This is a genomic window from Coprococcus sp. AF16-22, from assembly GCF_003461545.1.
Taxonomy (GTDB): domain Bacteria; phylum Bacillota; class Clostridia; order Lachnospirales; family Lachnospiraceae; genus Coprococcus; species Coprococcus aceti.
The window spans coordinates 82,144-94,138 of record NZ_QTXH01000002.1 but is presented as its reverse complement, the minus strand read 5'-3'; the positions used below and the strand labels follow the sequence as shown (position 1 = coordinate 94,138).

8 protein-coding genes are annotated in these 11,995 nt (G+C 46.3%); all 8 read right to left on the bottom strand.

What is annotated here, in order from left to right:
* Positions 1-3 precede the first annotated feature (3 nt).
* A complete protein-coding gene (locus tag DWW60_RS03125; protein ID WP_117874360.1) occupies positions 4-903 on the bottom strand; it encodes a DUF5685 family protein in 900 nt (299 codons plus the stop codon).
* Between the two features lie 54 nt (positions 904-957).
* Positions 958-1,353: a hypothetical protein gene (locus tag DWW60_RS03120; protein ID WP_055222351.1), complete on the bottom strand. Its 396-nt coding sequence runs from the start codon at positions 1,351-1,353 to the stop codon at positions 958-960.
* Between the two features lie 25 nt (positions 1,354-1,378).
* Positions 1,379-3,139: a molecular chaperone DnaK gene (dnaK, locus tag DWW60_RS03115; protein ID WP_117874359.1), complete on the bottom strand. Its 1,761-nt coding sequence runs from the start codon at positions 3,137-3,139 to the stop codon at positions 1,379-1,381.
* A 204-nt stretch (positions 3,140-3,343) separates the two neighbouring features.
* Positions 3,344-5,062, bottom strand: a complete 1,719-nt coding sequence (locus tag DWW60_RS03110; RefSeq protein WP_117874358.1) for an alanine/glycine:cation symporter family protein — start codon at positions 5,060-5,062, stop codon at positions 3,344-3,346.
* Between the two features lie 195 nt (positions 5,063-5,257).
* Positions 5,258-6,463 carry a metallophosphoesterase gene (locus tag DWW60_RS03105; RefSeq protein ID WP_117874357.1) on the bottom strand — a complete coding sequence of 402 codons (1,206 nt, stop codon included), beginning with the start codon at positions 6,461-6,463 and terminating at the stop codon, positions 5,258-5,260.
* Between the two features lie 300 nt (positions 6,464-6,763).
* Positions 6,764-9,934 carry an isoleucine--tRNA ligase gene (ileS, locus tag DWW60_RS03100; RefSeq protein WP_117874356.1) on the bottom strand — a complete coding sequence of 1,057 codons (3,171 nt, stop codon included), beginning with the start codon at positions 9,932-9,934 and terminating at the stop codon, positions 6,764-6,766.
* A gap of 382 nt (positions 9,935-10,316) precedes the next feature.
* Positions 10,317-10,823: a hypothetical protein gene (locus DWW60_RS03095; RefSeq protein WP_055272037.1), complete on the bottom strand. Its 507-nt coding sequence runs from the start codon at positions 10,821-10,823 to the stop codon at positions 10,317-10,319.
* A 156-nt stretch (positions 10,824-10,979) separates the two neighbouring features.
* On the bottom strand, positions 10,980-11,966 hold the full coding sequence (locus DWW60_RS03090; RefSeq protein WP_117874355.1) for a hypothetical protein: 987 nt from the start codon (positions 11,964-11,966) through the stop codon (positions 10,980-10,982).
* Positions 11,967-11,995 lie beyond the last annotated feature (29 nt).

Genomic DNA, 11,995 nt, shown 5'->3' with positions numbered 1-11,995 from the left:
AATTTATTCCTCATCGCCGCATCTTCTATTTGTAGTCGAATAATATGCTTCCCATATTCCTGAGTATATTATGTTCCTGAGTATACCTACATTTTCAATAATAGGAAGCATCTCATACTCTTTTGCAAGTGGTGCCACCATCATCATCAGAACATCCTTCGTCCACTCTGCAAGCTCCTGCCATTTGTCCTGTTCTATGGTTTTATCTGCCCCCACTGATTGTACCTCAACACCCAGCTCATGCGCAAGCCTGCACACGAATGGATTGTAATTTCCAGCACCTATATCCTTCTCTATATCGTCATACGCGTCCATTATGTAGACAAATTTGCCCAGATAATAGCCTATGGTGCGGAGATATGATTCCCACTCATCATGTTTCGGGGCACATATCTCTGCCATTATATTGCCGAAATGCCCTGACAATGCATCCATGTCATCGGATCCCACCTCCTCAAGCTCACTTATCGCCTTGAGGTTCTCCGCAATAACCTGGATCTTCTGTTGATAATCTTCCTTGAGCCTCCTGCCATTTTGTCCTGCGAGCAGTACATCCGCATACAGCTTTCGGGTAAACATATGCTCATCATCCCAGTCATCTATACATTTATAATAGGTAAGGATCACGTTCATATCAGCAACATAATCTGTGTACTCGTTCTGTACATAAGCATGCTTCGATGTCGGGTGTGCGATACATCTTCTGCTGCCCGAGTGCTTCTCCGGTTCGTACAGTCCCGTCAGAAGAAGGACCAGAAATGTCATATCATAGCTGAGACTTATCTGTCCTCTCGCACCGTATCTGTCCTTCAGCGATTTGCACAGGCCACAATAATACCTACGGTATTCATCGTATTCTTTCATCTTAAGCTCAGGCTGGTTCACCACTATATATCCAAACATCTCTCAATCTCCACACTGTATTTCAACTCAAAATATCTAAAGTCCGCATCATCACTAAGACTTCTTCACAAATCTGTTGCCGCACTTAGGGCATCTGATCTCTATCTTGCCCTTTCCCCTTGGAACTCTGATCATCTGCTGGCATTTGCTGCAGACAAATATCTTGTATTCCTTGCCGGCTTCCTTCTGTTTCTTCGCGCGCTTGAATATATTTCTCACGCCCGCGGTGTGCTCCATAAACCATCTGTTCTGAGCCGCGCGCTTGTCATAGTTCTTGGACATGATCCTCACATATCCATAAGCGAACATGAAAAGTCCAAGGAAATAAAATATCCCTGTCTTGATAAATGCATCCAGCACCATAAAAATCAATCCGCCCCAGGTAAGGAATGATGACAACTGATCGTTGCCGTACCTGGATCTCATAAATCTTATAAATTTGTCTTTCATAATTCACCATTCTCCTCGCAAATTCTTACATTGTCTCCAGTTTCTCTGCAGATTCCTGGAGCTGTCTGTAGGCTTCCTTCATCCTGCCCATCTCCACGTCATCTACATGATTCATGTCAGTTCGTGTCACAAGCTTCTTCAGATACTCGCAGTCGCTCTTGATCCGTTTCATCTCCTTCTTGTCGAGCTGTGCGCCCCTGGTCTCAAGAAGATTCTCTACCTTATATACATACGACTCGGCCTCGTTCATAATGTCTTTGAACTCCTTGGCTCCAGCCACATCATCCTCGTACTTCTTCGCATCCTCCCTGGCTCTGCGGATCTCCTCCTCCGAAAGGTTGGTGCTGGATGTGATCACTATTTGCTGTTCCACACCCCTGCCCAGATCCTTAGCTGAGACCTTGAGGATACCATTTGCATCCATGTCAAATGTGACCTCGATCTGAGGAACGCCCGCCATGGCTCTCTTGATACCACTGAGTCTGAAGTTGCCTAGCAGCTTGTTGTCCCTTGTGAAATGCCGCTCGCCCTGGTATACCTTGATCTCGACATCCCTCTGGAAATTGCCCGCCGTGGTAAATATCTTTGATGCCCTGGTCGGAATGGCAGAATTTCTCGGAATGATGACATTTGCCACGCCTCCAAGGGTCTCAATGGACAGCGAAAGAGGTGTCACATCCATGAGGAGAATGTCATTCACCTTGTTCGACACGGTGAGCTCGCCGCTGAGCTTGCTTCCCTGGACCGCCGCACCCATGGCAACGCACTCGTCCGGGTTCATATTCTTGGATGGCTCCCTGCCGGTTATGGCACGAACCTTATCCACAACCGCCGGTATACGGGTGGAGCCACCCACCAGCAGCACTTTGTCTATCTGATTTCTCGTTATGCCCGCATCGGATAATGCCTGGTTTACAGGTCCCGCCGTTCTCTCCACCAGGTCATAGGTGAGCTCGTTGAACTGCTCCCTGGTTATCGTCATATCCAGATGCACCGGCTGATTCTTCACTGTCGATATAAATGGCAGATTGATGTGTGCAGTCTGCGCAAATGAGAGCTCCTTCTTGGCATTCTCACAGGCTTCCCTCACTCGCTGGGATGCCGTGATATCCTTCGCCAGATTGACCTTTGTCTCCTTTTTAAAGGTCTTGATGACGTAGTCCAGCAACCTCTCATCAAAATCATCTCCGCCCAGATGATTGTCTCCCGCGGTGGCAAGAACCTCTATGACGCTGTCCCCTATCTCTATAACAGACACGTCAAATGTTCCTCCGCCCAGATCGTATACAAGTATCTTCTGCGCCTGTCCATTGTCAAGACCATAGGCGAGAGCCGCCGATGTAGGCTCATTTATGATTCGAAGCACATTCAGTCCCGCTATTCTTCCGGCGTCCTTTGTGGCCTGTCTCTGGCTGTCGTCAAAGTAAGCCGGAACTGTTATGACTGCATCAGATACCGGTCCTCCCAGATAACTCTCAGCATCGCTCTTCAGCTTTGCAAGTATGATGGCGGATATCTCCTGCGGCGAATAGTCCTTGCCGTCTATCCTCTTTCTGTATGTTGTTCCCATCGCTCTCTTGATGGATGTGATAGTTCTGTCCACATTCACAGTCATCTGTCTCCTGGCAGCCTCACCCACCAGTCTCTCTCCATTCTTTGTGATGGCTACTATGGAAGGTGTGGTCCTGCCGCCCTCCGAATTCGGTATGACAGTTGGCTGATCGCCCTCAAGCACTGCCACACAGCTGTTTGTTGTTCCTAGGTCTATTCCTACTACTCTGCTCATATATGTCAACCTCTCTGTAATGGTATTCTAATCTACTCATGGGGACGGAGGGGTCAGGCACCTCCGTCCCCATATATTGTATATAATAACCATCACTTATGAACATAATTTGGACAAAAAATAAAGTAAGTATAAAGTTCGGTTAAGAGAGTATAAAAAAGGGGACGGAGGTACTTGACTCCTCCGTCCCCGGGACTAAATATTCTACTTTGATGCTTTCTCTGCCTTGATAACCGCCTGGAATTCCTTCATATCCTTTGCGATCTCTCCGCTTAATGCCAGCAGACAGATAAGGTTCGGAATCGCCATGAGCGCATTCGCTATATCTGAGAAGTTCCATACAAGATCCAGTGATATCGTCGCGCCTACGTATACAACGAGCGAGAACACTATCCTGTATATCATATTGTACTTGTGCGACTTGAACAGGTACTCGAACGCCTTCTCTCCGTGATACTCCCATCCAAGGATCGTGGAGAATGCGAAGAGCACAATTCCTATAGTTACGAGCCAGCCTCCCACCTTGCCAAGTGCAGAGCCAAATGACAGTATCGTGAGAGCTGCACCTTTTATAACAGTTGAGCAGGCAAATGTTCCATCCTCAGCAAATGTATAATGGTTTCCGGCTGCATCAGTCCATGTACCGGTAAGACTTCCTATGGCTGCCTGACTCTCCTCCACCGCAAGCTCACTTGCAAGCTTTGCATTCTCATCCTTGTTGAGTTCGCCGGATGGAAGAACAGAAAGAGTCAGTGTATTTGACGAATTGGATGTATCTGTCAGAATGAGCTGGTCATCTGTGAATTCATATGTATAATCCGTCGTGGTAATCTTGTTGTCAGAATCAACAGCCTCCACAGTAACCTCCGTTCCGCTCACCTGATAGCTGCCCTTTGTGCTGTTCTCCGTGATTCCAAGCACACCCGATGATGCAATACAGAGACCTGTGATGGTGCAGACTACTATGGTATCCCAGAATGTACCTGTCATATTGATGTAACCCTGACGGACAGGATTGTCTGTTGTGGCAGCCGCCGCCGTGATGGCCGCAGAGCCCATTCCAGCTTCATTTGAGAATACTCCTCTGGCAACACCGAATCTCATGGCGTTCATCATAGCTGCTGTGATCGTACCACACAGACCGCCACCGACTGCCTTGACTGAGAATGCCATCTTGAATATCATGACAACTCCTGCCGGAAGATTCTGGATATTGACGATTATTACAATAAGTCCGGCTACAACATAGAATATCGCCATCAAAGGAACAACAACTGATGACACCTTAGATATAGTCTTGATTCCTCCAACTATTATAAGAAGGGCAAAAACCGTAAGTATGATTCCTGTCACATATGTAGGCACGCTGAATGTGCTGCTAAGAGATTCAGATATGGAATTGGCCTGTGTCATATTTCCTATTCCAAATGAGGCGATGACTGCAAAGAGTGCGAACAGCCAGCCCAGCACTGCGCCGAACTTCTTATGCTTAAATGCTTTCTTCATAGTGTACATAGGACCGCCGCTCATCTCGCCCTTGGCATTCACCTCACGGTACTTGATAGCAAGCATACACTCTGAGAACTTGGATGTCATTCCAAATGCTGCGGATATCCACATCCACACCAGTGCTCCCGGACCTCCCGATACCATGGCCGTTGCAACACCAACGATATTTCCCGTTCCTATGGTTGCAGCAAGCGCGGTGGTCAGTGCCGAAAATGGTGACACGTCTCCGGTTCCCCTGCTCTTTGTCCTTGCCTCCTTGCTAAGTGTACTCTTCAGCGCATAGCCGAGGTTCCTCCAAGGAAGAAATCCTGTTCTGATCGTCAGAAATATTCCCGTTCCAACCAGAAGCACCAGCATGACCGGTCCCCAGACAAATCCATCCACCGCCGACACGATCTCATTTAACTTTTCCATACAACTGCCTCCTCTTTCCAGGTTATCCATATCATCCGACCCGGCACTCCCCTCATTTTTATCCCGAATCAGTTTATATACCCGTAAATTTACTGTATTTTTGCCACAAAGTCCAGAGTATTGTGGTGTTATGGTTATTTTCCTTTATTAATTAAGTTATGCGGGCGGTTGGCGAAATATAATGCGGTGTGGTGGTCATTTAAAATTCACCGTTATCGGACATATCTCCGCTTTGGTTCCAACTCTCATATCGGGGCCAAACACACCGACTCCGGATGTCACTATGTTGTGCATGCCGTCAACATTCAGGTAACCGCAGGAATTTTCCCACATCATCGCCACAAGTATGTTGCCTGGGAACATTTGTCCGTCATGGGTGTGTCCACACAGATCCATATCCACACCCGCCGACGACAGCTCCTCCAGCTCCTTTGGCTCATGATCAAGGACTATGATGGGCTTTGATTTGTCCATATTTTTCGTGATCTCGTCCGCAGATGCTCTGTCTGCGGCTCCATTTCCCGGTCTGTGGGCATCGCGGCGGCCATAGATATATATGGAATCGTTTATCAGAACTCCCTCATCACGAAGAAGTGTGATTCCCGCTTTCTCCATAAACTCGTCCATCTCAGGGCTGCTGGTCTTCTCCCTCTGCCCGCCAAATGTAAATCCGGCAAGCACCTGCTCCTGTATATCGTGGTTACCATAGCATGCATACACTCCATACTTTGATTTGATCCCCCGGAGTATTTTCTCAAGCTCCTCCGGCTGGTCAACGGCTTCCCATTCGTTGTCAAATATATCACCCGCTATCAGCACCAGATCTGCGTCCTGCTTATTTATGGAATTCACTATTCTTTGAACCTGCCTGACGCCTATGTTGTATCCAAGATGAAGATCTGCAACCAGCACTATCTTCATGGAATCCATCTTCTGACCATTCTCATCCCGTGCTTCCTTATTGATGGTCACATCATAAGGCGTCACCCGCACAAGTCTCGCATTTACCACTCCCCAGAATGATATACACATGATGAGTGTTGCGCACACACAGCCTACTATCCTGCGAATCCGCGGCACACATATCTTATCTTTGCTCACTCTGAATACATGAAGCAGTAGGAATCTTCCAAGCTCGGCTATCACTATGAAGAATATCATATAAAGCAGAACACCCAGCCAGTAATTTCCCACCAGCTTCATGCCACGTTTGAACCTTCCCTGTGGCAGGAAGAATGCGATCACCAGCGCCGACGCCAGAAATGCATATAGCACTATCGGGACTATCCAGCCCTTCTTGCCTTTGAGTTTCGGGAAATATGCCTGTACCCAACCCTTTATTCTCCAGAACAAATATATATTTAACGCTATGTAAAAAGGCGCAATAAAAATTGCTATCATCTTTTTTCTCCTTTGTTTTTCTGACTGGCCAATATACATATTGACGGCAGTCCTTTGTACGATTTATTCATACAATAATATACTCCCAACACCACACATACACAAACTTAATAAATCGTAATTCCACCGTCATCCCCTAATATCCAAATATATTTAAAAAAAGTACAAAATTATCCTAAATCACATAAAAATAGCCCGAAAGATACAAAATCTTTAAGATTTGTACCTTTCGGGCCGTATTCTCTTGATCAGGGATAATTTTTTCCAAAATGCCTGTTTTAAGCCCTAATATTATATCCCTTAGTCGTTCTTCTTCACTCCGAGAGTTACCTTCTCGCCGTTGATGTTCCACTCCTTAGAGTAACCATCAACTGAACCGGTAATGATCTCTGTTGCCATAACGTCGCCGATGATGGCATCCGCATTTGCTGCGATGATGTCATTTGCCTTCTGGCTTCCGTCTGCGTATACAGTGATCTTGTCCATAACCTCGAATCCAGCCTCTTTTCTCATAGTCTGAACCTTGGATACTATCTCACGGACAAATCCTTCCTCAAGAAGCTCCTCTGACAGATTTGTGTCGATAACTACTGTCACACCGCCGTCTGCCTCAGATACGAAACCGTCCATCTGAGCCATGTCGATCAGAAGATCAGCCTCAGTGAGTACGATCTCCTCTCCGTCTGCCTCAAACTTCAGAGCGCCCTCTGCCTTGAGCTCTGCCATGGCTGCGTTGCCATCCAGTGCTGACAGATGCTCCTTGATCTTACCAAGGTGCTTACCGTACTTAGGTCCGACTGTACGAAGCTGTGGCTTGAAGCTGTATGTTGTGTAAGCGCTTACATCATCATCGAACTCAACGTTCTTCACGTTCAGCTCATCCTCGATGATAGCCTTCTCCTCACCGAAAAGCTTCTTGTCAGCCTTGACATACATCTTGCCGATTGGCTGTCTGTTCTTGATATTTGCTGTATTTCTTGCTGCACGTCCCAGAACTACGATCTTCAGGATCTCGTCCATAGCTACCTCGAGCTCTGGATCGATCATCTTCTCATCCACCTCAGGGAATGAGCACAGATGAACTGAGAGAGGTGCATCCTTGTCTATATTTCTAACCAGATTCTGGTAAATATCCTCTGCCATGAATGGGAGCATAGGAGCTACTGTCTGTGCTATAGTAACGAGCGCTGTGTAAAGTGTCATGTAAGCATTTACCTTGTCCTGCTCCATGCCCTTTGCCCAGTATCTCTCACGGCCACGACGGACATACCAGTTACTCATGTCATCCACAAACTCCTCGAGAACTCTTGTTGTCTCAGGGATCTTGTATGCGCCAAGGTTTGCGTCAACTGCCTTGACTGTTGAGTTCAGCTTGGACAGAAGCCACTTATCCATAAGTGACAGCTTGTCGTACTCTAGCTCATGCTCAAGTGGATTGAAGTTGTCTATATTTGCATAGAGTACATAGAACGCATATGTGTTCCACAGTGTACCCATGAACTTTCTCTGACACTCAACAACTGCATCCTCATGGAATCTGTTAGGAAGCCATGGTGCTGAATTGCTGTAGAAGTACCATCTGATGGCATCTGCACCGTACTTGTTCAGAGCATCCATAGGATCTACAGCATTTCCCTTGGACTTACTCATCTTCTGTCCGTCCTTATCCTGGACATGTCCGAGAACGATTACGTTCTTAAACGGAGCCTTGTCGAACAGCAGCGTTGAGATCGCCATAAGTGAGTAGAACCATCCTCTTGTCTGGTCAACAGCCTCACTGATGAAATCAGCAGGGAAGTGCTTCTCAAATATATCCTGATTCTCAAATGGATAGTGCCACTGTGCAAATGGCATTGATCCTGAATCGAACCAGCAGTCGATAACCTCTGTGACTCTGTGCATCTGCTTGCCACACTCAGGACACTTGATAGTTACAGCGTCGATGAACGGACGGTGAAGCTCGATGTCCTCAGGGCAGTTGTCACTCATTGAGCGGAGCTCTTCCTTTGATCCGATGGCATGTCTGCAGCCGCACTCACACTCCCAGATGTTCAGCGGAGTACCCCAGTAACGATTTCTTGAAAGTCCCCAGTCCTGAACATTCTTCAGCCAGTCGCCAAAACGTCCCTTACCGATGCTCTCCGGGATCCAGTTTACAGTGTCATTATTCTTAACCAGCTTGTCTCTGACTGCTGTCATCTTGATGAACCATGTATCTCTTGCGTAATAGATAAGTGGTGTGTCACATCTCCAGCAGTGTGGATACTCATGCTCGAACTTAGGCGCATCGAAGAGAAGTCCTCTTGCGTCCAGATCCTTGAGTACCTCAGGGTCTGCATCCTTTACGAACATTCCGGCAAATGGAGTCTCCTCAGTGAGGTCACCCTTGCCATCTACAAACTGTACAAATGGAAGATCGTAGTTTCTTCCAACATTTGCATCGTCCTCACCAAATGCAGGTGCGATATGAACGATACCTGTACCATCTGTCATAGTTACATAAGTGTCACATGTGATGAAGTGGCCCTTCTTGTGCTGCTTCTCACATACAGGCTTTACGCACTCATAGAGTGGCTCATACTCCTTGTACTCAAGATCCTTACCGACATATGTCTCAAGAACCTCGTATGCAGGAACTGCTGCCTGATCGTCTGCTGCTTCCTTTGCAAGACCGCCGAGAACCTTGTCTGCAAGCGCCTGTGCAAGATAATATGTGTAGCCGTCTGCTGCCTTAACCTTCACGTATGTCTCATCTGGATTTACACAGAGTGCTACGTTTGAAGGAAGTGTCCAAGGTGTTGTTGTCCATGCGAGGAAATATGCGTCCTCTCCGATAACCTTGAATCTTACTACTGCTGAACGCTCCTTGACTGTCTTGTATCCCTGTGCAACCTCATGGCTTGAAAGAGGTGTACCACATCTTGGGCAGTAAGGCACGATCTTGAAGCCTTTGTACAGAAGTCCCTGATCCCAGATCTTCTTCAGTGCCCACCACTCTGACTCGATGAAGTCATCATGGTATGTTACATATGGGTTGTCCATATCAGCCCAGAAACCAACCTTGCCTGAGAACTCTTCCCACATGCCTTTATATTTCCATACGGACTCCTTACATTTCTGGATAAATGGCTCCAGTCCGTACTCCTCTATCTGCTCCTTGCCGTCGATTCCCAAGAGCTTCTCAACCTCGAGCTCAACAGGCAGACCGTGTGTATCCCATCCGGCCTTTCTGACTACGTTATGTCCCTTCATTGTCTGATATCTAGGGATCATATCCTTGATTACACGTGTGAGAACGTGTCCGATATGTGGCTTACCATTTGCTGTTGGAGGGCCATCATAGAATGTGTATGTTGGCAGATCCTTTGTCTCTTCAACACTCTTCTCAAATACCTGATTTTCTTTCCAGAAGTCCAATACCTTCTGCTCTCTGTTTACGAATTCCAGTTTAGTCGAAACCTTGTCGTACATGTCGTCTTTCCTTTCTGTGATAAATATAAAAAAGCCCTTCGTCGTAATCAGGACGAAGGGCTTTGAGTTCGTTATACCACCTATTACTTACATACTAACATATGCGCTCCCCTTAACGCAGGAAATACGTCAGAGCCTACTTGAGCAAATCTCTTTTGGTCTGCAACTCCAGAGTGATATTCCGAAAGTCTCTACTGTCACCGGGCTCGCACCGCCCCCGGCTCGCTGCTGATCTCGCAGACTCCGTACTGTCTCTGTCATCGTTTTTAACTTATATGATCCAGAAACCCGCCTGTATAAGCCATTTCTGAACCTATCCATTCATTAGTATAGCAAGTATTTGTGGTTTGTCAATCGCAATATGCGCAAATAATTTACTATTCTACTTCTTTATAACCACATTCTTTGTTGTGCTCCATGCAGAATAGTAAGTTGTTTTTCCTACCTTCTTGAAGCTTCTGACTCTCACATAATATTTCTTCTTAGCCAATTTTGCTATTGTGACATTTGACTTTTTAGCTCCGGTCACTTTTACAGTCTTTGCCTTGGCAAAATTGCTCTTTACAGAATACTGTATCTGATATCCTCCTACCTTGGAATTTACCGACCACTTAACAGTCATCTTCTTTCCTGCCTTGTTCGTGGTCTTGGTAACCTTTGACGAAGTGATTCTCATAATGGTTTTCTGATTGCTGTCAGCCGCATTGTAACTTGTCTTGCCTGCCGTCTTGCACGCAACAATCTTATATGTGTATACCGTTCCATTTTTAGCTGACTTATCTGTATAGCTCAGTATTGTGTTTTTGTTTATATTGGCCAGCTTGCTGTACTTTCCCTTTCCAGCCTTTCTGTATACGATATATCCACCAGCTCCATTATTAAGATACATATAAAAATTTCTTACGTTTTTTATATTATCACCATGCATATACAAATACAATTTGTTTTTTATGCATATTTACTACAAAACACGTTCGTATTTATCTAATATATACAAAAATCTCATGAACTGAGAAATCAATCCTCAATCCATGAGATTTATTTTCTAATATACGTAGAGATCATAGTCTACAAGATACCACTTACCGCCAGTCTTTATAACTGTGTATATGATCTCGCCATCTGATTCGTCAGTAGATCCTTTTATCTTGACATCAAGGTCCACCTCGTAGCACTTGTCAACCGTCATGTCGACATCCAGCATGTCAAATGTATCATTTACATCCTTAAGCTTATCCTCGTCATATTCCTTCTCTGATCGGTCCTCGACCTTGATACTCTTGACCTTGCCTACCTCATCTACCATGTCGCTGACCTGCTCGTTGAATGTATCCTTGACATAGTCATCACTGCCTGTATAGCTTCTTATTCTGTTATACAGCTTGTAATATTCCTTGTCCATCAGATCAACCATGGCATCGGCATCGCCTTTTTCATAGGCTGTCACCAGCTTGTCTCCGACCTTCTTGGCACTTCTCTCACCGGAACCACCCGCCAGGATCAGAACAACGACTATTATCGCGATCAGGACTGCCGCTGCGATTCCTCCTATTATTGCTATAAGCTTCTTGTTCACCTTTTTACCCGGCTCCATAACACCCGGAGTCATGCCCGGCTGCTGGCTGTACTGTGGCTGCCCATACTGTGGCTGCCCAAATCCTCCATACTGTCCACCTGTCGGCTGGACATTTCCACCAAACTGCTGACCCTGACCGTACTGCGGCTGACCATACTGTGGCTGTCCAAATCCTCCATACTGTCCGCCCATCGGCTGTCCAAATCCACCCGGCTGCTGATTCTGCTGTGGCTGACCCGGGTTCGGCTGCCCTTGTGCACTGTTCTGCACCGGAGAAAATGCGCTCACTCCCGGAGTCGTGAGGACAGTAGTTCCCTCGTCCTCATCGTCGTCCATATCATTAAATCCATTTATGTTATTCTCGTCCATCTTTCTCTCCTTATTCTGCTCATCCCTTTTGCTGCTCTGGAACAATAATGTTCCCATAGAATCATGGTAGCATTTTATGTCTGCCATGTCCAACCAAAAACATCACATTACCTCAA

What these genes read in the sequence shown, in the direction of transcription:
- dnaK (WP_117874359.1), bottom strand. Translation starts at nt 3,139, where the DNA reads ATGAGCAGAGTAGTAGGAATAGACCTAGGAACAACAAACAGCTGTGTG.
- DWW60_RS03105 (WP_117874357.1), bottom strand. Translation starts at nt 6,463, where the DNA reads ATGATAGCAATTTTTATTGCGCCTTTTTACATAGCGTTAAATATATAT.
- DWW60_RS03090 (WP_117874355.1), bottom strand. Translation starts at nt 11,966, where the DNA reads ATGGCAGACATAAAATGCTACCATGATTCTATGGGAACATTATTGTTC.
- ileS (WP_117874356.1), bottom strand. Translation starts at nt 9,934, where the DNA reads ATGTACGACAAGGTTTCGACTAAACTGGAATTCGTAAACAGAGAGCAG.
- DWW60_RS03120 (WP_055222351.1), bottom strand. Translation starts at nt 1,353, where the DNA reads ATGAAAGACAAATTTATAAGATTTATGAGATCCAGGTACGGCAACGAT.
- DWW60_RS03125 (WP_117874360.1), bottom strand. Translation starts at nt 903, where the DNA reads ATGTTTGGATATATAGTGGTGAACCAGCCTGAGCTTAAGATGAAAGAA.
- DWW60_RS03110 (WP_117874358.1), bottom strand. Translation starts at nt 5,062, where the DNA reads ATGGAAAAGTTAAATGAGATCGTGTCGGCGGTGGATGGATTTGTCTGG.
- DWW60_RS03095 (WP_055272037.1), bottom strand. Translation starts at nt 10,823, where the DNA reads ATGTATCTTAATAATGGAGCTGGTGGATATATCGTATACAGAAAGGCT.